This is a genomic window from Streptomyces cadmiisoli (assembly GCF_003261055.1).
In the GTDB taxonomy this organism is placed as follows: Bacteria; Actinomycetota; Actinomycetes; order Streptomycetales; family Streptomycetaceae; genus Streptomyces; species Streptomyces cadmiisoli.
The window spans coordinates 7,694,380-7,717,976 of record NZ_CP030073.1 but is presented as its reverse complement, the minus strand read 5'-3'; the positions used below and the strand labels follow the sequence as shown (position 1 = coordinate 7,717,976).

The 23,597-nt window shown below is 72.1% G+C and carries 20 protein-coding genes; 2 read left to right on the top strand and 18 right to left on the bottom strand.

The window, feature by feature from the left end; genetic code table 11:
• Positions 1 to 15 precede the first annotated feature (15 nt).
• Entirely contained in the window at positions 16 to 1,524 is a 1,509-nt protein-coding gene (gene proP / locus DN051_RS34005) for a glycine betaine/L-proline transporter ProP (RefSeq protein WP_112440496.1), read from the bottom strand.
• A 566-nt stretch (positions 1,525 to 2,090) separates the two neighbouring features.
• Here proP and DN051_RS34000 point away from each other — a divergent pair.
• Both DN051_RS34000 and DN051_RS33995 read left to right on the top strand, forming a co-directional pair.
• Entirely contained in the window at positions 2,091 to 3,518 is a 1,428-nt protein-coding gene (locus DN051_RS34000; protein WP_053761752.1) for an FAD-dependent oxidoreductase, read from the top strand.
• A 5-nt stretch (positions 3,519 to 3,523) separates the two neighbouring features.
• Entirely contained in the window at positions 3,524 to 5,722 is a 2,199-nt protein-coding gene (locus tag DN051_RS33995) for an MMPL family transporter (RefSeq protein WP_199314737.1), read from the top strand.
• 85 nt (positions 5,723 to 5,807) lie between these two features.
• Here the strand turns inward: DN051_RS33995 and DN051_RS33990 are convergent, their stop codons facing one another.
• From DN051_RS33990 to DN051_RS33915, 17 genes are read right to left on the bottom strand one after another with little or no spacing between them, the layout of a single operon-like run.
• Entirely contained in the window at positions 5,808 to 6,341 is a 534-nt protein-coding gene (locus DN051_RS33990) for a PPOX class F420-dependent oxidoreductase (RefSeq protein WP_053761751.1), read from the bottom strand.
• A gap of 45 nt (positions 6,342 to 6,386) precedes the next feature.
• On the bottom strand, positions 6,387 to 7,418 hold the full coding sequence (locus tag DN051_RS33985; RefSeq protein ID WP_246040693.1) for an NADPH:quinone reductase: 1,032 nt from the start codon (positions 7,416 to 7,418) through the stop codon (positions 6,387 to 6,389).
• Positions 7,415 to 8,365, bottom strand: coding sequence for a UbiA family prenyltransferase (locus DN051_RS33980; protein WP_112440492.1), 951 nt, complete (start codon positions 8,363 to 8,365; stop codon positions 7,415 to 7,417). Before DN051_RS33980 ends, DN051_RS33985 begins: the two co-directional genes overlap by 4 nt.
• 12 nt (positions 8,366 to 8,377) lie before the next feature.
• Positions 8,378 to 9,925 (bottom strand): class I adenylate-forming enzyme family protein, encoded by a 1,548-nt coding sequence (locus tag DN051_RS33975; RefSeq protein WP_112440490.1) that lies wholly within the window; start codon positions 9,923 to 9,925, stop codon positions 8,378 to 8,380.
• A 57-nt stretch (positions 9,926 to 9,982) separates the two neighbouring features.
• Entirely contained in the window at positions 9,983 to 10,660 is a 678-nt protein-coding gene (locus DN051_RS33970; protein WP_112440488.1) for a methyltransferase domain-containing protein, read from the bottom strand.
• Positions 10,661 to 12,163: a flavin-containing monooxygenase gene (locus DN051_RS33965; RefSeq protein ID WP_112440486.1), complete on the bottom strand. Its 1,503-nt coding sequence runs from the start codon at positions 12,161 to 12,163 to the stop codon at positions 10,661 to 10,663. It lies immediately after the preceding gene.
• Between the two features lie 45 nt (positions 12,164 to 12,208).
• Positions 12,209 to 12,679 (bottom strand): SRPBCC family protein, encoded by a 471-nt coding sequence (locus DN051_RS33960; protein ID WP_053761745.1) that lies wholly within the window; start codon positions 12,677 to 12,679, stop codon positions 12,209 to 12,211.
• Positions 12,680 to 12,737: 58 nt separating this feature from the next.
• The gene (locus DN051_RS33955) at positions 12,738 to 13,490 is read right to left on the bottom strand and encodes a maleylpyruvate isomerase family mycothiol-dependent enzyme (protein ID WP_053761744.1); all 753 of its coding nucleotides are present in this window, start codon (positions 13,488 to 13,490) and stop codon (positions 12,738 to 12,740) included.
• Positions 13,487 to 14,548: a PEP-utilizing enzyme gene (locus tag DN051_RS33950; RefSeq protein WP_053761743.1), complete on the bottom strand. Its 1,062-nt coding sequence runs from the start codon at positions 14,546 to 14,548 to the stop codon at positions 13,487 to 13,489. The genes DN051_RS33955 and DN051_RS33950 overlap by 4 nt, the downstream gene beginning before the upstream one ends.
• The gene (locus tag DN051_RS45230) at positions 14,545 to 15,171 is read right to left on the bottom strand and encodes a hypothetical protein (RefSeq protein ID WP_053761742.1); all 627 of its coding nucleotides are present in this window, start codon (positions 15,169 to 15,171) and stop codon (positions 14,545 to 14,547) included. Before DN051_RS45230 ends, DN051_RS33950 begins: the two co-directional genes overlap by 4 nt.
• Positions 15,172 to 15,216: 45 nt before the next feature.
• Positions 15,217 to 15,492 (bottom strand): acyl carrier protein, encoded by a 276-nt coding sequence (locus DN051_RS33945; protein ID WP_053761741.1) that lies wholly within the window; start codon positions 15,490 to 15,492, stop codon positions 15,217 to 15,219.
• Complete coding sequence (locus tag DN051_RS33940; RefSeq protein ID WP_112440482.1) at positions 15,479 to 16,987, bottom strand: PEP-utilizing enzyme; 1,509 nt, start codon at positions 16,985 to 16,987, stop codon at positions 15,479 to 15,481. The genes DN051_RS33945 and DN051_RS33940 overlap by 14 nt, the downstream gene beginning before the upstream one ends.
• Entirely contained in the window at positions 16,984 to 17,967 is a 984-nt protein-coding gene (locus tag DN051_RS33935; protein ID WP_162625023.1) for an SDR family oxidoreductase, read from the bottom strand. Before DN051_RS33935 ends, DN051_RS33940 begins: the two co-directional genes overlap by 4 nt.
• Positions 17,964 to 19,082: an SDR family oxidoreductase gene (locus tag DN051_RS33930; protein WP_053761738.1), complete on the bottom strand. Its 1,119-nt coding sequence runs from the start codon at positions 19,080 to 19,082 to the stop codon at positions 17,964 to 17,966. The genes DN051_RS33935 and DN051_RS33930 overlap by 4 nt, the downstream gene beginning before the upstream one ends.
• Entirely contained in the window at positions 19,079 to 20,305 is a 1,227-nt protein-coding gene (locus DN051_RS33925; RefSeq protein ID WP_053761737.1) for an acyl-CoA dehydrogenase family protein, read from the bottom strand. Before DN051_RS33925 ends, DN051_RS33930 begins: the two co-directional genes overlap by 4 nt.
• Entirely contained in the window at positions 20,302 to 21,981 is a 1,680-nt protein-coding gene (locus DN051_RS33920) for an AMP-binding protein (RefSeq protein ID WP_053761736.1), read from the bottom strand. Before DN051_RS33920 ends, DN051_RS33925 begins: the two co-directional genes overlap by 4 nt.
• 14 nt (positions 21,982 to 21,995) lie before the next feature.
• Entirely contained in the window at positions 21,996 to 23,579 is a 1,584-nt protein-coding gene (locus tag DN051_RS33915) for a class I adenylate-forming enzyme family protein (protein ID WP_199314736.1), read from the bottom strand.
• Positions 23,580 to 23,597: the final 18 nt, after the last annotated feature.

Here is a 23,597-nt window from a genome sequence, read left to right as displayed (position 1 = left end):
GCCCGCCCGGCACGGTCAGAACGTCGGAGTGGCCGCCCGGCTCGTCACGATCTCGGCCGCCTCCTCTGCGGTCGACACGGACGGCGGGGACCCGGCCAGCGGCTTGCGGGCGGTCTCCTTCATGCAGGCCACGGCGATGACACCGACGAGGGCGGCGCCCATCGCGTAGTAGGCCGGCATCAGGTCGCTGCCGGTCGTGGAGATCAGCCAGGTGATCACCAGCGGGGTCGTACCGCCGAACAGCGAGGTGGAGACGTTGTATCCGATGGACAGGGCGCCGTAGCGGACCTGGGTCGGGAAGAGCGCCGGCAGGACCGCGGACATCGTGCCGAGCAGGCAGACCAGCGACAGACCGAGGATCAGCATCCCGGCCGCGACGGCGATCCCGCTGCCCTGTTTGACCAGCAGGAACGCCGGGACGGACAGAAAGAGGAAGCCGAGCATGCCGGCCATCAGCAGCGGCTTCCGGCCGACTCGGTCCGACAGCCGCCCGACCTGTGTGATGACCAGCATCAGCGCCACCATGGTGGCGATCAGGGCGAGCAGGCCGTGGGTCTCGGAATAGCCCATCGTGTCCGAGAGATAGGTCGGCATGTACGACAGCAGCATGTAGTCGGTGATGTTGTAGGCCGCGACCAGGCCGACGCACAGGATCAGCATCGGCCCGTGGTGCCGGAAGATCCGGGCGATGTCGCCCTTGGCCGCGGTCTCCACCGCCGAGACCGCGTCCGGCGCCTGGTGGGCGGAGTCGTCCTCCAGCCTGCGGAACGCCGGCGTCTCGTCCAGCCGCAGCCGCAGGTAGAGGCCGACGACGCCGATCGGACCGGCGACCAGGAACGGCACCCGCCATCCCCACGACTCCATGCCGTCGCTGCCCAGCACGGTGGTCAGCGCCGTCACCAGTCCGGCCGCGCCCACGTATCCGGCGAGGGTGCCGAGCTCCAGGAAGCTGCCGAAGAAGCCGCGACGCCGGTCGGGCGCGTACTCGGCGATGAAGGTGGAGGCACCGCCGTACTCGCCGCCGGTGGAGAAGCCCTGCACGAGGCGGAAGAGGACCAGCAGGACCGGTGCCCAGAAGCCGATCACCGCGTACGAGGGGATCAGGCCGATGGCGAAGGTACCGACCGCCATCAGGATCATGGTGAGGGACAGGACCTTCTTCCGGCCGATCCTGTCCCCCATCGGCCCGAAGACGAGACCGCCGAGCGGGCGTACCAGGAACGACACGGCGAACGCAGCGAACGAGGCGAGGAGCTGCACGGTGCTGTTCCCGGACGGGAAGAACACATGGCCGATGGTCACGGCGAGATAGCTGTAGATGCCGAAGTCGAACCACTCCATGGCATTGCCCAGGGAGGCGGCCTTCACGGCGCGTTTGACCGCGGCCTCGTCGGAGACCGTGATGTCGGTGCGCCGCAGGGGAGGGTTCCTGCGGCGGTCACGGGCCCTGAAGAGCCTCGGGTGCCGCCTGACGGCCTGGGGGTCGGCCGAGGCCTCGACGGGTGGGTTCTCGATGCCCGTCACGGCGTGTCCTTTCGGTCCGGGGAGCGAATCTTCCACCAGCTCCTCTGCTCGCGACCGGGATCTGCAAACGAACGACCCGGCGAGAGGGACTTTCGTCACTCGTCGCTCCCCGCGCCGTACGGCGAGGTTCGGCCGCCCGGGGCGGTGATCCGGGCGTCTCCCCGACGAGGACATGGCCGGGAACCGACGAGTGGTCGGTCTGCTCACCGCGCCGTCCTTGAATCCTGAGCGTGCGCGCACCACACTGCGCGACCGCGCGTGGAGCAGGTCCGGCCCGCGCCGTCGGTCGACAGGATCTCCGCCGCCCGCCCGCGGGGCGGGTGCCGGAGCGCCGGGCACCGCCCCTCGTCGCACCGTTCGTTTCGGCCAACTCCCCCGCGTCCGGCGGGAGTCCGCGCCGGCCGGACCGTCCTTGCACCGCCTGCGGCACCGTTGGAGCATGGGGTGCCGGGCTGAGGTGGGCGGCGGCAACCGGGGGCCTTGGACGTGCGCCCCTCTTCGGCCGACAGATCCGCGCGCTTTCCCAGCAGTGGCTGGACGATGCAAGCAACCGGTCTGGAGGCCCCGTGTTCGAGTCTGCCGCTCGTGTTTTCGCCCGGCTCGGTACCGACGAGCCGATCACCGGCACCGAGGTCGTCGTGGGGCGGGCCGTGGTCCTCGGCGGGAGTCTCGCCGGGCTGCTGGCCGCACGGGTGCTCTCCGATCACGCCGAGAGCGTGGTGATCGTCGAACGGGACGCCCTGCCCTCGACCGCGGCCCGCCGGCCGGGCACCCCGCACGCCGGTCAGCTGCACACGCTGATGCACGGCGGCCGGATGCAACTCCGGCGGTTCTTCCCGGGATTCGAGGACGAGGCCGAGGCGGGCGGCGCGATCGTCTCGTCGCCGTACAACATCCGGGCCTACGCCGACGGTGTGCCGAAGGTCAGCGACGGGACGATGGGGCTGTTGTCGAGCAGCAGACCGTTCCTGGAGGCGCTGGTCCGCCGCCGGACCCTGGCCCTGCCCAATGTGAAGGTCCTCACCTGCCGGGTGAAGGGGCTTCAGTTCCGGGACGGAGCCGTCACCGGCGTACGGTGCGGGCCGGTTCCGGGCTCCGGCGAGGGTGCGGGCGCCGCCGCGGCGGAGTGGGTCGAGGACGCGGACTTCGTGGTCGACGCGACGGGACGGGCGAGCAAACTGGGTGACTGGCTGGAGGCGGCCGGCTGGGAACGGCCCGCGATGCGCCGGATGCTGATCGACATCGACTACGCCACCGGATACTTCCGCCGCACCACGAGCACCCCGGAGCTGGCGGCGGCCATCGCCTACCGCACCCCCACCGCGACCCCGCCCCGGGTGGCGAGCGGCGCCATCACCGCCATAGAGGACGACCGCTGGCTGATCACCCTGGCCAACTACGGGAAGCAGCCGCCGATCCGGACCCTGGAGGAGTTCCGGAAACTCTGCGGCGAACTGCCGCCGGTGTACCGCGAGGCCGTCTCGGGCGAAGCGCTGGAGGACATCCTCACCTACCACCAGGCCGACAGCCGTCGCCGCGACTACCACCTGCTGAAGCGCTTTCCGGCCCGGCTGATCGCGATCGGTGACGCGGTCGCGTCGTTCAACCCGGTCTACGGCCAGGGCATGTCGTCGGCCGCTCTCCAGGCCTCGGCACTGTCGGAGTACCTGCGGTCCGCCCCCGATCTGCGCGCACCGGCCCGCGACTTCCTCGCCCTGCAACGTGTGGTGGTGGACGCCGCCTGGCAGATCTCCGGCTCCGCCGATCTGGCCCGTCCCGACGTCGACGGGCCGTATCCGCGCGGCCATCGCCTCACGACCTGGCTCGCCGAGCAGATGGCCCGCGCCTCGATCACCGACCGCGACGTGGCCGTGCGGTTCAACTCGGTGACGTACATGCGCAGCCACCCGAGTTCCCTGGCGGCGCCGTCCACACTGCTGCGCGCGCTGCGCGTGAACCTGACGTCCGGGAAGCCGCAGCGGGAGAGGGGTTAGCCGCAGTGTTCGCCTCACTGGCCCGGTTCGTCTGCCGTCGCAGCCGGCTCGTGCTGTACCTGTCCGGAGCGCTGCTGGTGGTCGCGGGTGCCCTCGGCGGCAGCGTGTTCCGGGAGATGTCCGTCGGCGGCTATGTCGACGAATCCACCGAATCGGCCAGGACCGCGAAAGTACTGGCCGAGGAGTTCCGGGCCGGCGCACCGGACTTCGTCCTGCTGGTCTCCGACGAGCGGGGCGTGGACGCCGCCGCCGTCGTCGCCGCGGGCACCCGGCTCACCGAGCGGGTCGGCCGGGAACCCGGCGTCGAGCACGCCGTCTCCTACTGGTCGCCGGGCGGGTCCGAGCCGCTGCGCTCGAAGGACGGCGACCGGGCGCTGCTGATGGCGCGGATCTCCGGTGACGAGGACCGGGTGCAGGAGACGTTCGACCGTCTGGAGGAGCGCTACGCCCACCGGCCCGAGGGGCTGGACGTCCGGGTGGGCGGCAGCGCCCTGGCGGACCAGGAGATGTCCGCGACCACGGAGGAGGACCTCGTCAGGATCGAGGCGGTGACCTTCCCGGTCCTGCTGATCGTGATGCTGTTCGTGTTCCGCAGTGTCGTCGCCGCCCTGGTACCGCTGCTGGTCAGCGCCCTGACGATCCTCTCGGTGCTGCTGGTGCTGCGCGTCCTCACGGTGTTCACCGAGGTCTCCGCGCTGGCCGGCAATGTCGCCACCGGTCTCGGGCTGGGCCTGGCGATCGACTACAGCCTGATCCTGATCAAGCGGTACCGGGAGGAGAGGGGCCAGGGCGCGGGCACCGACGAGGCGATCGCGACGACGTTGCGCACCGCGGGCCGCACCGTGCTGTTCTCGGCCGTCACGGTCACGCTGGCGCTGGGCGCGCTGCTGGTGTTCCCGTTCTACTTCCTGCGCTCGTTCGCGTACGCCGGGATCCCGACCGCCCTGCTCGCCGCCGTCACCTCGCTCACCTTCCTGCCCGCGCTGCTCAAGGCGCTGGACCACCGCATCGAGAAGGGGCGCCTGTTCGGCCGCCGGTCCGTGAGGACGTCGCCGCCGCGGGCCGAAGGCGGCTTCTGGCACCGCCTGGCCCGGGGCGTCATGCGGGTGCCGCTGCCCGTCGCGGGCGTCGTCACCGCGCTCCTGCTGCTGCTCGGCGCGCCCTTCCTGGATCTGCGGCTCAGTCTGCCGGACGAGCGGGTGCTGCCGGCCGACAGCCAGGCCCGGCAGGTCGGCGCCGACATCCGCGACGGCTTCCGGGCCCAGGAGACGCAGGCGCTCAGTGTGGTGCTCAGCGACACCCCCGAGCGCGGCGCCCGCCAGGTGGCGCCGTACGCCGGACGGCTCTCCGCTCTCGACGGGGTGTCGCGGGTGGACAGCGAGGCCGGGTCCTTCGCCGGGGGACGGCTCGTGCAGCGCCCGACGGACCTGTCGGCCCGGTTCGGCACCGAGGACAGCACCTATCTGTCCGTCGTGCCGCGCGACCAGTCGCTGTCGCAGGAGGGCCGGGACCTCGTGGAACGGCTCAGGAGCGTCCCCGCGCCGTACGATCGCGCGGTCGGCGGTCCGGCGGCCGAACTGACCGACTCCATCGACTCGATGAACGCCCGGCTGCCCCTGGCGCTCGGTGTGATCGCCGCCAGTTCCTTCGTGGTGCTGTTCCTGTTCACCGGCAGTCTTCTGCTGCCGCTGAAGGCACTGATCCTCAACTGCCTGAGCCTGAGCGCCACGCTGGGCGTGCTCGTGTGGGGGTTCCAGGAAGGGCATCTCCAGGGCCTCGTCGGGGACTTCGTCGTCACGGACTCGATCACCTGGACCGTGCCGGTGCTGCTGTTCTGCATCGCGTTCGGGCTGTCCATGGACTACGAGGTGTTCCTGCTGTCCCGGATCAAGGAGGAGTACGACAGGACCGGCGACAACGAGGAGTCGGTGGCGCTCGGCCTCGCCCGCACCGGGTCGGTGATCTCGTCCGCCGCGTTGCTGATCGCCATCGTGTTCCTGGGTTTCCTCATCTCCGGCATCGTCTACCTCAAGGCGATCGGCATCGGGCTGGCCCTCGCGGTCCTGATGGACGCGACCCTGGTCCGCGGCGCCCTGGTGCCGGCGTACATGCGGCTGGTCGGCAGGGGCAACTGGTGGGCGCCGAGGCCGCTGCGGGCCCTGCACGCCAAGGTGGGGCTGCGCGAGAGCCCCGGCGAGAAGTGAGGACGCACCGTGCGTCCGCACACAGGTGGCGGGCGGGTCCCGGGAGTTTCCCGGGACCCGCCCGCCACACGTGCGTACCTGCGGCTCAGTCCGCCGCCCGGCGCGCCCACCTCGCCCGCTCGGCGGCCTCGGCCTCCAGCAGGGCGTTGGGGGTGATCTCCAGGTAGGCCGCCTCCTCGTAGACCGTGGCGACCGTACGGTCGTACAGCCTGCGGCCCTTGCCGTAGGCGTCCACGATGATGCGCGCGGCGCGCGGCTTCTCGTCGTCCGGCAGGATGCGCGCCGTGCACGCGATGACCGCGCCCCTCGGCCGGCCCCTGATGTTGGACGGCGCGAACAGCACCTGCGGGTTGTTCCGTATGCGGCGCACCTTCCAGGAGTTGGCGCCGGTGCGCAGATAGGCGCGGCCGTCCTTCATCCCGAACCACATCGCCGACGGTACGGACTCGCCGTTGCGCTTGTGGGTCACGAGCAGGGCGAACCGGCGCCGTCCGAACTGGCGCAGGTCGCCGGGGCCGTCCGGGGTCTCCGTGACGTGCCAGGTCACGGGGTCGCGCCACGAGTCGTACATCCGCAGGACCCGCTCTTCCCACCATTCCTTGCTCAGCAGACGCGGCACTGCGCCGTCCTCCCTTTCACTCAGGCCCTTCACTCGGGCCGTGACTCACAGCGGACCACCGGGAAACAGCACGACGCGGCCCGGCGCGGCCGTGCTCTCGCGGCCTTCCAGCAGCCGATGGGCGCGGGCGGCCTCGGTCAGCGGGAGCCGTGCTCGCACCCGGCCCGTCAGACGGCCCCGGGCCAGCTCGCGGTTGATGCCCTCGGCGGACGCGGCGAGGTCGGCCGCCGACGCGTTGCTGATGACGAAGCCCCGCAGGCTGATGTCGCGGGTGTACACGGCACCGACCGGCAGGACCGCGCGGGCCCCCATCCCGGCCGCCAGGACGACCCGGCCGCCCCGTGCCAGCAGCGGGACCGTCGCGTCGAAGTCGTGGTGCCCGGAGCAGTCCCACAGGACGTCCACCCCGTCGGGCGCCAGGTCGCGCACGGCCGCGGGCGTGCCCGGATCGGCGCGGTCGAGCACCTCGTGCGCCCCGCAGCGGCGGCACCACTCGGCGTTCTCGGCGCGGTCGACCGCGACGACCCGGGCGCCCGCCGCGCGGGCCAGTTGCACGGCGGCGCTGCCGACGCCGCCGCCCGCGCCCCGCAGGAGGATGGTCTCCCCCGGCCGGAGCCCGGCGGTGCGGAACAGGCCGATGTGCGCGGTGGCCGCCGTGTGCAGCACGGCCACCGCCTGCCCCGGGTCGACCCCGGCGGGCAGCGGGTAGAGGCGGTCCGCCGGGACGGCCGCGTACTCGGCGAACGAGCCCTGCCGTCCGGCGTGGCCGAGGCTGTTGCACCACACCCGGTCCCCCGCGGCGAACCGTCCGGCTGACGCGGCCACGGTGCCGACGAGGTCCCGTCCGACGACGAACGGGAAGCGCACGTCGGTCGCGTAGGCGCCGGAGCGGACGAAGGTGTCGACGTGGTTGGCCGCCACCGCGTCGACCCGGACGAGCACCTCGTCCGGGCCCGGCACGGGCAGCGGCAGTCGCCCCGTCCGGATGTCGTCCGCCCCGCCGAAGCGGGTGATGTACGCCGCCCTCATGTGCCCGTTCGCCACGGTGCCGCCCGCCCCCTGCCGCCACGCCGTCATGCGAGGAGGAAGGCGACGGCCAGCCCGACGCAGCCCAGGTCGACCGAGCTGAGCCCGATGAACCGCGCCTTGCGCCACTCCTCCTTCGCCGCGCCGTAGTAGAGCTGTACGGCGTGCAGGGCGACGACCGGTACCACGGTGAGGGCGAGCACCGTGTCGAAGCGCGTGGTGGTGAACAGCAGGGTGAGCAGGGTGACGCTGGTGGCGAAGAGGAGGAACAGGAACACCTTGAACGGACCCGGCGGCAGCAGGACCGCCATGGTGCGGCGGGACACCTCGGAGTCGCCCTGCCGGTCGGAGGCGTTGCCGTAGGAGACGATCAGCAGGAACCACACGGCCACCAGGGCGCTGGTGATCAGTGCTTCGGCCGTGACATGTCCGGCGATCAGCCAGTACGGCACCAGGCCGATGCAGCCGATGACGTAGAAGATGGTGGCTTCCAGACCGCCCGGCAGATAGCTGAGCTTCATGCCGATCGAGTACTGCACCGAGGCGATCTGGCCCACGAGCATCACCAGCACGGCCGCGAGCGGTGCCGTGCCGTCCAGGGTGAGTACCGCCACGAGCCCCGCCGCGATGGCGACCAGCCACATCACGATGCCGAAGCGGACCGCCTCCCGCTCCGTCAGGACGCCGGTGAGCAGCGGCTTCTTGGCCACGGTCGCGGCGGGCCGGCCCGCGTAGTTGCGGGCGTCGCTGCCGTCCCGGAAGCCGCCGAGGTCGTCCGCGGCACCGCCGCTCCACTGGGTGGCGAGCACCATCAGCAGGGTCAGCGCCAGCGGCGCCGCGGTGTCGGCGCCGGCCCGGCCGTCCAGGCGGAGCAGGAGCAGTGCGAGGATCCAGCCGTAGGCATGGTGGTAGATCCGGACCTTGCCGAGCTGGACGTATCCGATGAACTTCGCCAGGGCCGGGGTCCGGGCGGCCCGGGACGCGCTGGTGACGGTCATGCGTATGCTCCCTCAGTGACGTGTGGCGGAGAGGGGCCGGCCGGCCAGCGTCTTCTTCAGCCGCTCCCGCTGGATCTTGCCGGTGACGGTCCGGGGGAAGTCACCGTCGGGGATGACGACGGGCTCGGCCATCCTCGGCAGCCTGCCGGTCGCGGACCGCCAGGCCTCCTTGCGGAACTCGGTGCCGGGCCGCAGGGAGAGCACCGGCTGGAGGTCGCCGTTCATCTCGAGGACCACGAACTCCAGGAACTCGGGGAACCGCTCCAGCAGGATGTCCTCGATGGCGATGCCGCTGACTGCGCCGGAGACCTTGTCGACCTGGCGGTCCACCAGGGTGATGCGCCCGGTGCGCGACTTCGCTCCCCAGTCGCCGGTGTCCCACCAGCGGTTGTCGGGGTAGTCCCGGGACGACAGGTCGGGCCGGTTGATGTACCCGGAGAAGACTCCCGGCGTCTTCACCACCATGCGCCCGGGGGTGCCGGCCGGTACCGGCCGCCCGGAGTCGTCGACGATACGGACCCGGCAGAACGGGAAGCGGGGCCCGGCGGGATGGCCGTTCAGCAGGTGGGAGCGGCGCAGCCGGCGCAGTGCGCGCAGCGGCTTCTGCATCCCCTTCAGATGGCTGCGGATGGCGATGGGGCCGGTCTCGTTCTGGCCGTAGACCTCGACGCAGACGGCGAACCGGTGGTCCGAACCCGCGAGCAGGGCGCTGACGGTGTCGGGGTGGATGACGTCGAATCCGGCGCCGAAGAAGCGCACGGAGCGGAACGCGCCGCCCGGCGACAGATGCTGCCAGGCACGGAAGGTGTTCGGGTGGGTCTCCAGATAGGTGGGGCGGTGCCGCTTCAGCATCCGGTCCACGTTCTCCGGTGAGTCGTCCTGCAGCAGCATCAGCGGTGCCCTGCGCATCAGCGCGGCGAGGATCCCGACGACGGTCCGGCCGTGCACCGGCGAGATGACCAGCGCCAGGTGCCCCTCCAGCCGGGACAGCCGGTGGATGACCGCCTGCACCCGTGCGTTGAACCGGATGCTGGCGCCCGAGCACTCGGCCAGCTTGGGGATGCCGGTGGTCCCGGAGGTGTGGACGACGACGTAGGCGGCGTCGGAGGCGACCTCGCGGCGCCGCGATATGCGCTTGTGGCGGGGCAGTTCGGCGGCGATGTCGCGCCAGTCGATGAAGCGGCCGACGTCCCCGAAGGTCTCCACGCCGATGGCGAGCCGGTCGTCGGTGGCGATGACGCCGGTGATGCCGGTGACGTTCTCCACCATGGCGGCGGCGACCGGACCGGAGAGGGTCGGGCTGAGCAGGATGGGCACCGCGCCGAGGGCGGTGACGGCCGCGTAGGCGACGATGATGTCGGTCGGTGACTCCAGCCAGACGACACATCGCTCCCCGGGGACGACGCCGTGGGCGCGCAGGGCGGTCGCGGTCCGGGCGGCGGCGTCCGCGATCTCGCTCGGCGGGATCTTCTCGTCCTCGGCGGCGACGATGATCGGCTGGTGATCGACGATCCAGGGCTCGGCGTCGCTCGGCAGCGCGAGCAGCTTGTCGAAAATCAACGGGGGCCTCTTCTCGGACGGTTCATCGTGATGGGTGGCGGGGTCCCGGCCGGGGCCTCACAGCGGAACGACCTCGAGGAGTTCGTAGACCACCGGTCCCTCGGGCTCCTCCACGACGGCGGAGTCGACGGTGATCAGGCGCTGCCGCTCCGCCGCCGCCAGCTGCGCCAGCTCGGCGCGGCCGGCCCGGCTGCTCAGCGCGATCAGCACCCGCCCGCCGGGGACCACATGGCGCTGCGCCTCACGGAAGTACCGCTGGTGCGCCTCGTATCCGGGGTCGACGTAGGCCAGCTCGTGCACATTGATGTCGATCTCCGGCGGCGCCCACACATTGTTGGAGTGCCAGTAGACGACGTCGAACAGGGGCGCTTCGTGGAGTCCTTCGAAGAGGTCGCCCTGGACGCAGGTCATCCGGTCCGCGACGCCGAATCGCTCCGCGTTGAGCGCGGTGTTCTTGACCGCCGCAGCGTTGAGATCGGTGGCCCAGACCGCGCGGCAGCCGGCGAGCCCGGCGCTGACCGCGATCAGCCCGATGCCGGAACCGACTTCCAGGAAGGCGCCCCCGACGGGGAATTCCAGCAGGCCCAGATGTGCCAGGCTGGATTTCGAGTCCGCCGGCGAGAACACGTCCGGCAGCAGGGTCCACACCTGGCCGCGCAGCGTGATGTCCGTCTGCTGCCGCACTTTGCCCCGGCTGGTCTCACTGCGTATCAGGGACTGGGTGTAGTCGTACATTCAGCGCTCCCCGGCGGTGATCTCGTAGTTTTCGATGTCGAAGCGGGCCAGTTCGCCGCGCAGCCGTCTGGCCGACCAGGGCCAGGTGACGAAGTTCTTGCCTTTTTCGTCGAGGTAGACGCTGCTGCATCCGCCGGTGTTGTAGACGGTCGAGGAAAGGCCTCGTTGGACCTCGTCGTTGAACGCGCGGAACGGCTCCGGGCGTATCTCCAGGACCTCGATGTCCCGGGTGCGTGCGGTCCGGATCGCGTCGGCGATGTAGTCGAGTTGTGCCTCGGCGAGGGAGAGCAGCGAGTGGTACATCACGATATTGGGCCCGAGCAGCAGATACGCGTTGGGAATGGCGGGCAGGGTGGTGGCCCGATAGGCCTCGGGGCTGTCGACCGACCAGACCTCGGACAGCAGCCGGCCGTCGCGCCCGCGAATGCGTTCGGCGATCGGCGGGTGCCGCATTTCGAAACCGGAGCCGAAGACGACGACGTCCGCCTCGACGCGTTCGCCGTTCGCCGCGATCAGCTCACCGCCGTCGAACGCCGCGAGAGCGCTCGGTACGAGCCGGACATTGAGCCGCGACACGGCGCGCAGATACGTGTTGGACAGCAGCAGCCGTTTGCAGCCGATGGTGAAGTCCGGGGTGAGCCGCGCCCGCAGCTCCGGGTCGGGCACCTGCAGTTCGAGGAACCGTTTGCCGACGGGGGTGAGCAGTCGCGCCACCCTCGCACGGCGCATGACGAGCCCGAGCAGCCTCAGGGAGACGTCGCAGGCACCCCGGAACAGCCGCTGGGCGGGCGGCACGGCGCGGAACAGCCGACGCACCGGCCGCGGCACGCGGAAGTCGAGCCGGGGCAGGACCCAGGCGGGCGTGCGCTGGAAGACGTACAGGCGGTCGACCAGCGGCTGGATCTCCGGCACGATCTGGACGGCCGAGCAGCCGGTGCCTATCACGGCCACCCGCTTGCCGGTCAGGTCGACGTCGTGGTTCCAGCGGGCGGAGTGGAAGGTCTCGCCGGGGAAGTCCGCGAGGCCGGGAAGGGCGGGGACGACCGGCTCGTGCAGCAGTCCGGAGGCGAAGACGACGTGCTGGGCCACGAACCGTCCCCGGCTGGTCTCCAGCACCCAGCGCCGGCGTTCCTCGGACCAGGCGGCCTCCAGGAGTTCGGTGTTCGGACGCAGCGCCGCGGTGAGCCGGAACTTCTCCACCGTGTCCTCGATGTAGGACAGCAGCTCGGCCTGGCCGACGAAGTTCCTGCTCCATTCCGGATTGGGGTTGAAGGAGAACGAGTAGATCGGTGAGGGAATGTCGACGGCGCAGCCCGGATAGGTGTTCTCCCGCCAGGTCCCGCCGACCCGGTCGGCCTTCTCCAGTACCAGCAGATCCGTGATTCCGGCGCGGCGCAGTTTCACCGCGGCGGCGATTCCCGATAATCCCGCGCCGATCACGATGACATGGGCGTACCGTTCCCCGGTCGTGTCCGGGGTGCCGTGGTGCGCCGATATCGCCATGGGTTTCCCCCGTCGTCGGACTTCGGGTGGCTCACGCCCCAGAGGCTAGCCGCTTTCCCCGCTTTCCAGAATCTGCTTGCTCAGGCGCAGTTCCCGCTCGACCGATCCGGGCAGCGTGCGGGTGAGGACCGGGTCGAGCATCCACCGGGTCAGTGGATTGAACCGGAAGGAGATCATGCGGGTGGCGCGGATTCCGCCGTCGACCGGGGCGCAGGAGAATCGGGCGGCGAAGTCGGCCATGCGGTGGTTGAACTTGTTGAGCGGCGGTGGGGCCAGCCGGATGTCGATGCACCGTCCGGGGGTGAGCCGCATCTGTGCCACGGCTTTCGGTTCGGGCAAGGACAGTCCGGGCAGCCTGGGTTGGAATTTGAACTCGGTCAGATTCCCGTCCCGCCGCACCCAGGAGATCGCTCTGATCTTGTCATCGACCTGAATGTACCGTTCGATGTCCATGACGAAGTCGAGGAAGGCTTCCGGTGTACAGGAGATAGTCAGTTCTTTTTCCACCTTGACCATTGCGTCACCCTATCGTCTCGGCACGTCCTTTCAGCGTTCGGCGACCGATCGGTTCACGTCACAGATAGGCCCGCGCGTGCAGCAGTGCCAGTTCGGCCAGAGGCCCGTCGGCCTGCAGCGCGAGCGGGGCGCCGCGCACTCGCCTGGTCGCGGCCCGGCACCAATCGAGCAGCGATCCGTTCAGCACGTCCGAGGCATCGGGCGGACCGATCGACAGCCCGGTGCCGTCCCGCGCGGTCAACTCCAGCCGCAGCGTGCGGCCCTGAGGAGGCTGCACCCGTGCGCGGGCCAGTGCGTAGCGGAGTGTGGCGTGGCCCAGGGCGGCGATCCCGCGCAGCCGCGCCGGCTCCTCCACCGGCAGGTCCAGCGCGTCGCGGATGTCCAGACCGTGCGCCCAGTGCTCCATCAGGCGCGCGGTGGCGAAGGTCTTCGAGGGCATGCCGAAGCCCCAGGCCACACGGTCCTCGGGGGCGCGCTCGGCCAGCAGCCGGCGGGTGCGCGTGGCGGCCCGGTCCCACCAGGCGGTCAGCTCGCCGGGCGGCAGCCCTTCGCCCCGCCGGCAGCCGGCCGCGGTGAAGTCCTCGGCCGTCGCGTACGCGGACACGGCCTCGGCGAACGCGCGCGGCCCGCCCGCCAGCGTGTCCGCGGCGACCTCCTCGGTGTCGGCCAGATGCGCCACCTGGTCGGCGACGGTCCAGCCCGGCGCGGCGGAGGGCCGTCGCCAGTCCGGCTCCCCCAGGGTTGCGAGCAGCGCGGCGAAGTCCCGCTGCTCGTCGGCCAGATCGGCCGCCTCCGGCCGTTCCGGGGTCACAGCATCGCCACCGTTCCGGCCGAGCCGTCGACCCTGAGCGGACCGCCCGACGCCAGCCGCGCCAGTGCCGCCGCGCCCACCCCGGTGACACAGGGCACCCCCAGCTCACGGGCGACGATGGCGGCGTGGCACAGCATGCCTCCCTCGGCGGTGACCAGTGCGGCGGCCTGCGCCATCAGCGGCACCCAGTCCGGATCGGTCTGCTCCGTCAGCAGGACCGCGCCCGGCTGCCAGCCGGGATCGTCCACGTCCCGCAGCCGCAGTCCGCGCGCGGTGACCAGCCCGCCGGAGGCCGCGGTGCCGTGCACGACGCCCCCGCCGGCCCCGGCCCGCGGTCCGGCGGCGTCGCCCAACTCGGCGGTCATCGGCCGGAACTGGAGCCACACCGGTCCGGTGTCGAGGAGGGCGAACTCCAGGTCGGCGGGCACGCCCAGCGTCTCCTGGAGCGCGAGACAGGCCGCCCCGACCGGCCGTCCGCCGCTCTCCAGCGCCTCCCGCTCGGACCCGTCGGCCCGCCCCTGCTGGGTCCACTCCTCCCAGGCCGGGGTGACGGCACCGGAGACCAGCGCGTCGCCGCTGCCCGAGGTCCACTCCAGCCGTCCCCGTCCGGGCCCGCGGCCCAGCCACAGGCCGCTGCGCTCCGGGGCGCGGAACGGCTGGAGCAGCACCGCCATACCCACGTCGTGGTGGCCCTCCGCCAGCCTGCCCCGGTAGGCGGCGACCCGGTCGCTGCGCGCGGAGGCGCGCACGGCGGCGACCGCCTCGGCCAGTCCCCCGGCGGGGACGTCGAGTTCGCTGCGGAACATGCCCGCGTAGCTCAGGCCCGTGCCGTCCTCGACCGTGGCGGAGCTGCGTACGGCCCAGCGAGGTGCGGCAGCCGCGCACCGCGCGAGGTCCGCGTCGGCGGGTTCGGCGCCGACCGGGACCACCCAGGTGTCGGGGATCGCCGCACCCGCCCGCAGCAGCGCGGCGAGTCCGACGGCCTTGCCGCCGACCGTGCCCCGGTCACCGTCGCCGAGCGCGCCGGTGAGCCGGAGCACCGCCCCGGTGGCGCTCACCGGGGCGTCCTCGCGCGCTCCTCGTCCTCCCGCTCGATCCCCAGCGTGAGCAGCAGGTCGCGGTGGAGTTCCATCCAGACGTCGTGGTACGAGTCGCACAGGACGCCGGTGAACGCCTTGTGCTGCCCGGCCCGCAGGTCGGTCAGCGCGCGGGCCAGCCGGTCCGCACAGCGCCCGAACCGGGGGCGTACGGCGGCCAGGTGGGCGAGGATCGGCACGACCTGCTCGTGCACCGCGCCGAGTTCGCTCACCCGTGCCCCGTCGTAGGCGGCGTCGCGGTGGTCGTTGGTCGCGCCGTCGCGCAACTGCCAGCGGGTGCACAGCTCCTTGAACCGGTCGTTCAGCGGGAGGAAGCGCTCGTACTCCCGCCGGATCCGGTCCCGGGCGTCGTCCGCCAGGTCGTCGTCCATCAGCGCGGCGTGCCGCTGCCGGCCCTCGGGCGCGACGCGCCACAGTCCGCGCCGCTCCATGTGGGTGACGAGCCCGTCGGCCCGCAGCTTCTCCAGTTCGGCGAGTACGTCGTCACGTTCGTGCCCGGTGCCCGCCACCAGGAGGTCGGCGGATGCCATGCCCTTGAGGACCAGCAGGTGCAGGACGTCGAACGAGATGGTGTCGGGAAGCAAGGGATCTCCCGTCGTCATGGGGGGCGGGTCGTCGGGCGCGGCGGGTCAGGAGGGGCGGCCGGCGCGCAGTTCGTCCAGCAGTGCGACCAGGTCGCCCACCGTCGTCACCCCGGCCGCCCGGACGTTGTCCACCAAGGACACCTGGAAGCGCTCCTCCAGACCGAGCAGGATCTCCAGCGTGGCGAGCGAGTCGATCTCCAGGTCCTGGACGATCCGGTCCGACGGCCGCAGGTCCCGCCGGACCCGTTTCACCGCGGCGTAGACCTCCTCCAGTGCCCTGAGCGTCTCGGGGGACGTCGTGGTGTTGTCAGGACTGGTCAAGGATGTTCACCTCTCCGGTACTGCCGTTGATGGACACGGTCGTGCCCGGGGGCAACGAGGCCGCGCCCGGGTATCCCACGACGCACGGAATGCCGTACTCGCGGGCGAGGATGGCGATGTGCGACAGGTCGCTGCCGCGTTCGCTGAGCACTCCCTCGGCGAACGGGAGCAGCGGGGCGATGTCGGCGTCCGCCGACGCGCAGATGATGACGACGGGTTCGTCGGGCAGTTCCCCCTCCGGCGCCATCACCGTGCCGGCCCCGATGCCCGGGGCGACACCCCGCTGGACCTGCGGTGTCCGGCTGAGCCACGGGCGTATGACGCCGTCGTCGCCGCTGAGGTCGAGGTGTTCGGGCATCGGCGTGCCGAGCGCCGTCCGGCACGCCTCGATCCGCGGCCCGGCGCGCTCGACCAGGCCCGGCCGGGTCGAGAGATCCGTGAACTCGCGGATCGTCAGATACGGCCACAGCTCGGCGTCCTCGCCCAGCTGGGCGGCCAGGGCCGGCAGCAGCCGCCGGTAGACGTGCAGGGTGCGCATGGCGAGCGACTTGGAGTGCTCGCGGCCGGCCATCATCTCGCCGACCGCGACCGCCAGCGACCGCACGGTGCGGCTGCGCCACGGCGAGACCATCCCGGACAGCGCCTCGGCCGGATCGACCGGGGCCACGGCGGACTCGCTGCTGCCGCTCGCCACCTGCTTGTGCCGGACCGCGTAGTCCTTCCACGGTGCCTGCCCGTCCGCGACCTCGTAGAACGAGGAGGCCAGGAAGTCGCCCGGACCGTACGGGTCCAGGGTCGACGCGGCGGTGTGCAGCCGGTCCCAGACCAGTTCCCGGGGCCGGGTCAGCCAGTGCGCGATCTCGTCGCCGTGCCGCAGCAGCCTGCCGTAGACGCGGCGCTGGAGCGCGCGTACCGGCACCAGGCCGGCGGTCGTCAGGATGTGCGCCGCCCACGCCTCCTCCAGCACCGGAAGCGCGTCCCGCAGGACTCCCGACAGGGCGATCGGGCTGTTCGTGGTGGTCGCGGCGCGCAGCGCCCACTCCAGTTCCGCGACCCGCTCCTCCAGGGCGCGCAGCCGCGGTCCGACGTCGCGCAGTTCGCCGAGCAGCCTGGTGCTGCCGGCCCACTGCCGGACCCGTCCGGAGCGCAGCGCGGTCAGTTCCTCCGGGGAGTCGATGCCCTCGAAGTAGGCGTCGGTGACGTCGCTCGGGCGCAGCCCGGGGATGGAGGCGGAGAGATGACAGTACGCGGCGAGGTTGTGGTAGGGCCGGCAGCCGAAGTAGCCGACGAAGACGTAGTGGCCGCCCTCGGCCCAGGCGGGCCGGCCCCACAGCCGCTGCGCCAGGGCACGGGTGCCGCGCTCCATCGGGTCGCCCACCAGCGACCACGACATCGGCGACAGCCGCTGGGGCGCCACCTCGCCGAAGTTGCCCGCCGAGTAGATGCGGAAGTGCGGATGCGGGTCGGTGTCCACGGAGACGGGACGCTCGGTCACGTCAGGGCCTTCCTTTCCGCGCCGTCGCGCAGCGCCCGGCCGGTCGCGCCCAGGTAGTCGGGGTCGGGGACCGGCCAGGGCCCGGGGATCTCCTCGAGCACGTCCACGTCCAGGTCGAACCAGGGCTCGGTGTACTCGGCCAGTTCCCGCGGGGTGCCGACGCGTTCGCCGAGCAGCCGGGTGAACCGGCCCAACGGGCGGGCCTCCACGATCCTGGGGACCACGCCCCAGGGCCGGCACACCTCGGCGAAGACCTCCGCGAGGGTGGGCAGCGCCGGGTCGAACCAGGTCCAGGTCGCCCGGCCGATCGGGGTGGTCAGGGCCTTGACGACGATCTCCGCCGCCGAGGAGGCGTCGGTGACCCAGCACGGGAAGTCGCCGCGCCGGGCCAGATGCACCGGGTAGCCGGCGAGCAGGTGCGGGAACGCCACCGGCAGCCCGTGCCGGGTGTCCGGCCGGCCGCCGCGCGGATCGGGGCCCAGCACCGGGCCGAAGCGGACGACGCCGACGGGCAGTTCCAGGGCGTCGCGCACCAGTCGTTCGGCGCAGTACTTGCCGTACTCGTACCAGTTGCGGAACCGCTGGCCGGTGTACAGCTCGCGGTTGGTGATCCGTCCCTCGGCCCGGCCGAGCGCGAGCAGCGAGGAGACGTGCACGGCCTGTCGCAGCTCGGGCAGGTCGTGCAGGAAGGCCAGGGCGGAGCGCATCCCGTTGCCGTGGGTCTCCAGCACCTCACCGGGGCCGGAGGTCCAGGAGACCGATCCGAAGCAGAACACGACATGGGTGGTGTCCGCGCGGATCCGGGCCAGGTCGGCGGCGGACAGTCCGAGCCTCGGCATCCTCACGTCACCGCGCACCCCCTCGCCCACCGTGGACGTGCCGCCGCGCGACAGCACCCTGACCGTGGCACCGGACCGCTCGCACGCCTGTGCCACGGCCGTGCCCAGGAAGCCGGTGCCGCCCAGGATCAATACGTTCATGCCAGGAACCTCGACAATCCGCTGTCGGCGGGAGCCGTCGGCCGCTGCGGCTCGGGGAGGTCGAACAGCAGCCGGGCGAGGAGTTCGGTGGAGGGATCGGGCAGCGGCCCGTCGACCAGTTCGGCCAGCCGCCCGCGTTCCATCACCCGGTCGAGCCCGATGTAGCGCAGCCCGATGATGCTGTTGCGCCATGCCGGGGACAGCGGCAGATAGCGTTCGGCGTTGCCGGAGAGCCACAGCACCTGCTCGGCGGAGGCCGGCACGATCCGCAGCCACTTGCCGAAGGACTGCGGCGACAGGGCGCGGGCCACCTCCAGCAGACCGCGGATGGTCGGGGCCCGCTCGCCGGCCGACAGATGGGTGATGACGGGTTCGCGGCGGGGTCCCGAGCGGAGCAGCCCGGCGACCGCGTCGAGCAGCGTCCCGGCCGCGGTGTCGCGGGGCAGGACGTCGACCTTGGCACCGCGCATGGCGGGCAGCACCCGGCCCGGCAGCTCGTCCCACCGTTCGGCCAGCAGGTACAGCGAGTTGCGCCGGCGGGTCGCGCCGGTGCGCGAGTCGCCGAGCAGGGCGGCGACCCTGCTGATGAGGACGTCGGGGTCGCCGGGCGTGTGCATCCGCTCCAGCTCCCGTTCGGCGAGCCATTTGCTGTGTTCGTAGGCGGTGCGGTGGCGGTCGGGGCCCAGCGGGTTCTCGGCGATCCGGCCGAGGGTTCCGCCCGCGGCGAAGATCGAGGAGGCGTAGACGTGGACGATACGGCGGCCGGAGCGGCGCTGCAGTTCGCGGGCCACCTCGTGACCGCCTCGCGCGCCCAGCACGTTGACGGCGTACAGGTCGCGTCCGCTGCCCGCCCAGTTGGTGTCCCCGGCGAGGTTGACGACGGCGTCGACGCTGCCGGCCAGCTCGTCGAGGTCGGCCTCCGCGAGGCCCCAGAGGGGTTCGCGGACGTCTCCGGTGACCTGGGCGGAGGCCAGTGACGGGAAGGCGCGCCCGAAGGGGATCTGGCCCGGCCGGGCGCGTCGCACCAGGGGCACGATCCGCACACCGCGCTGGGGGGCGATCTCGGCGACCGCCGTTCCGAGTTGGCCGGTCGTACCGGTCAGCAGCAGCTTCATCCGAGATCGACACTCTCGTCGTAGGCGGCGAAGTCGGGGACCAGTCCGCCGGCCACCAGCTCCCACATCATCTCGTCGGTGCCGCCGCCTATCCGGGCCAGCCGGGAGTCGCGCCACAGCCGGGACATCGGTGTCTCGTCCGGGAGGTAGCCGGGGCCGCCGAACAGGTGCATGCACTCGCTGGTGACCTCCTCGACGAACCGGGCCGCGGTGGTCTTGAGCGCGGCGATCTCGCGGGTGCCGCAGGCGCCCGGCACGGGCACGCCCTGGGCCGCTGTGTACACCGCGTAGCGCAGCGCCACGAGCCGGGAGGACATCTCGGCCAGCCGCAGGCGCAGCGCCTGCTGCTCGATGAGCGGCCTGCCGAACTGTTCGCGGCGCTGGAGGTGGGCGGTGGCCAGTCCGATGGCGCGGGCGGCGCCGCCGACGGCCTGGGCGGCGATGGAGAGCCGTTCGTGGTTGAGCCCGTAGGTCGCGGTCAGCAGCCCGCCGCCGGGCCGGCCGACCAGGGCCTGCTCGGGGACACGGGCGTCGATCGCCATCCAGGTGGTGTCCAGGCCCGATGTCCCGGCCTTGTTGTGGCGCTTGCGGGGTGTGAGGCCGTGGGCGGGTACGGCGAGCAGGCCGAGCCGTCCGGCGACCGGTCCCGAGCCCTCGTCCAGGCGGCACAGCACCAGGGCGATGTCGCAGACCAGGCCGAGGGACAGGTACTTCTTCTCACCGGTCACGTGCCAGCCGTCCGAGGTCCTGCGCGCGACGGTCGCCACTCCGTTGAGGTCGGAGCCGCCGGACGGCTCCGACGCCCCGAGGCAGCCCACGAGGCTTCCTCGCAGGGCCCGTTCCCGGTACCCGGCCAGCAGCGGGGTGTCGCCGAAGCGGGTGAGGACGGACAGCACCGTCTCGCAGTGCAGGCTGAGCCCGACCGACAGGCTCGCGCGCCCCAGCCGGCCGCTCTCCTCGGCGATGATCACGGCCAGCCCGGTGTCGCCGTACGGGTCGCGGGGGTCCGCCCCGGCCCAGCGCTCCTCGAACAGTCCGGCCGCGCCCAGCCGGGCCAGCACGTCACGGGGGAACAGGCCCTCGGTCTCGGCCCGTTCCGCGACCGGTTCGAAGGTCTGCCGCAGCAGTCCCCCGACCCGTTTGCGCGCCTCCTCCACCCGCTCGCCGAACGGCCCGGCGGTGAAGAGGCGGGAGGTCTCCGCCGGAGCGGCCACAGCACTCACGAGTCCTTACGCTCCTTCAGTCGACCTTCCAGATACGCCAGCCACAGCGAGCGGCGGCGCGGCTTGCGGCTGGAGGTCAGCGGGATCGTCCCCCGCTTGACGTTCAGCACCTCGGCCCGGCCCGCGGCACCGGTGAACGAGGTGACGGCGGACAGCGCGTCGTCCAGCCGGTCGCCCAGCGGCCGTTCGGTGACGATCAGCACCTTCGGCTCGCCGCGCACCACTCCGGCCACGACGGTCGCGTGGCGGCGGGAGATGATCCCGGAGGCCGCGAGTTCCATCTCGATGTCCTCGACGAACACGCTCTGACCGTTGATCTTCACGCTGTCGCCGAGCCGGCCGACCACATAGAGCTCGCCGTCGAGCATGAATCCGGCGTCTCCGGTGAGGAGCCGGCCGCCGTTCAGCCGGGCCAGGTCCTCCGGCGCGGCGTCCACATAGCCCTCCGCGACGGAGGGACCCTCGACGAAGATCTCGCCGAGCACGCCCTCGGGTTGCGGTGCGCCGTCCTCGTCCAGGATCTCCACGCGAGCGGGTGCCAGCGGCGGACCGCAGCTGACCTGCCAGTTCCAGGGTTCGGCTACCGGCTCGGTACCGAGGTCGACGACCTCGCTCACCTCCAGCTTCTCGCCCAGGCGCCGCTCCAGGCCGCCCACCCGCGCGAGCCGCGGCACGTCGCCCTTGCCGACACCGGTGACCGCGAGGGTGCCCTCGGCCAGTCCGTAGGCCGGCATCAGGGCGTGTACGGCGAACCCGTGCGGGGCGAGCAGACCGGCGAACCGGGCGATGACCGCGGGGTCGATCCGCTCGGCACCGCTGATCACCCCGGTCACCGCGGAGAAGTCCATGCCGTCGAGGTGGTCGGCGCGGACCGTGGCCAGCACGCGTTCGAACCCGAAGTTGGGCATGCACATGGAGGTGTACGGGGCGCGGCCGTACTCGGCGAGCCAGCCCGGGGTGTCCCTGATGAACTGCTCGGGACGCATCAGCGCGTGTTCCACCTGGAGGGTCAGCGCGCCCAGCAGACCGCCGACCAGCCCCATGTCGTGGTACAGCGGCAGCCAGGTGACGGCGCCGTGGCCCACGGGATCGATCCAGTTCTGGATCATCCGCAGATTGGTGGCCATGTTGGCCATCGAGATGCGCAGTCCTCGGGGCGACCCTCGGGAGCCGGAGGTGAACTGGAGCACGGCCAGGTCGCTCCGGGCACGCGGCGCGTCCTCGACGCGGTCGGAGTACTGCGGCGCCACCACCTCGGTGCCGCCGCCGATCCGTGCGACGCTCTCGGCCACGATGTCGTGGTAGCGCGGGTCGGCGACGACATGGCGCGGATGGATGCGCGCGGTGACGGCCTTCAGCTGCGTCTGGTAGCCCTCCCCCGCGCGCAGGGCGAGCGGCAGGGGCAGTACGGACGGGGTGGCGCCGATCGCGAGGACGCCGAAGAACTGGGTGACGAAGTCCTCGCCGCCCGGCACCACGAGCGGCACCACGTCGCCGGGGCGCACGCCGAGGTCGGCGAGGGCGGCGCCGGCGCCCAGGGAGCGGCGGGCCAGTTCCTGGTAGGTGCGCCGCTGCCAGGAGCCGTCGTCCAGCTTGAACCGTATGCCGCGTGTCGCGGACGGATTCTCCAGCCAGCCGACCAGACGGTCGTGGTCGGCGGTGTCGCGCTGCGACAAGGTGACTTCCCCCTTCACGTGGCCGGCCGGCCGGCCGGGTCGGCGGCGAGCAACCGCTTGGCCAGTTCCAGCCGTTGCACCTTGGCGGTCGCGGTGCGCGGCAGTTCGTCGAGGCTGAGCTGTACGGGCGGGCGCATGGCGGGCAGTCCCGCGGTGGCCTTCGCCCAGCGGTCGGGGTCCAGCGGGGCGCCGTCGCGGGTCACCACGACCGGGGTCGGCGCGCCCTCCCGACCGGGCACGACCACGACCTCCAGGAGCGCGTCGAGCCGTGACATCAGTACGTCCTCGGCCTCCAGGGCGCTGCCGAAGCCGGGGATGACGTCGACCTCGCGGTCGGAGACGTGCAGACAGCCCCAGCGTGTGCGGTATCCGACGTCGCCCATCCGCCACCAGCCGTCGTCGAGCTGACGCTGGAAGCGGGCCTCCTCACCGACGTAGGTGAGCGCCCGGCCGTCGGAGCGGACCTCGATGAAACCGGGGGTGCCGGGGCCGGGGGTGAGGCCGTCGCGGTCGACGACTCGGACCGCCGTCATCCCGGGGAACGGGAAGCCGACGCACCGGCCGTCGACGGACATCGCGCGCCGCCGCGAGGTGGCCCGGCCCACGGTGGGGCCGATCTCGCTCTGGCCGTACAACTGGAGGTGGAAGGGGCGCCTGCGGTGGGAGGCGCCCAGGATCTTCCGTACCGTCCGCGGGTGGATGGCGTCGAACGTGGAGCTCAGCGCCAGCACGTTGGACAGCGGCCCGCGCGGGTCGTCGGCCAGCGGCTCCCACTCCACGAAGGTGTTGGGGTGGGCCTCCAGGATGCCGGGTTTGACCTCGGCGAACAGGTCGGCGACCCGCTCGGGCGGGGCGTCCTTGAGGACGACGATCGGGAAGCCGCGCTCCAGCGCGATGGCGAGCGCGGTGACCAGACGGGAATGGACGAACGAGACCCGTACGGCGAGGGTCTCGCGGTCGCGTATCAGCAGCCGGGCGCCGAGCGCCTGCGGCCGGTAGCGGGCGCGCAGCGAACGGGACGTGTGCACCACGAGTTTGGGTGTGTCCGTGGTGCCGGAGGTGTGGGTGAGCAGGGCCGGACGGTCGGCGCGCGGCCGGGTGAACGGGCGGGGACGCGCCTCGGGATCGCGCCGCAGCGGGGTGGTGCCGTCGGCCTCGCCGGTGACGAGCAGGACGCCGGCGCAGCGCTTGACCACGTCGGGCGGCAGCCCGTCCACCAGCGTCTGCTCGTCGGTGATCAGGTGGGGCCGGTCGCAGCGCTCCAGCAACTGCGCGACGGTGTCGCCCCGGAGGGTCGGAGACAGGGCGACGGGGACCGCGCCGACGCGGGCGACCGCGCAGGTCAGCAGGAAGATGTCGAAGCAGTCCCGTTTGTGGACGGCGACCCTGTCACCCGGGCGCACCCCCACGTCGCGCAGCGCCGATGCCATTTCGCCGACCAGGTTCGCGCAGGCGTGGACGGTGAGGTCACTGCCCAGCTCGGGCGCGATGTCGAGTTCGTGGTCGAGGGTGATTCTCTGGTACGGCCGCTTCTTGGCGGCGTCGTCGAAGAAAGCCCCCAGGAACAGTCCCCTGTTCCCGATGCGTTGCAGAATCACGGTGGTGTCACCTTCCGC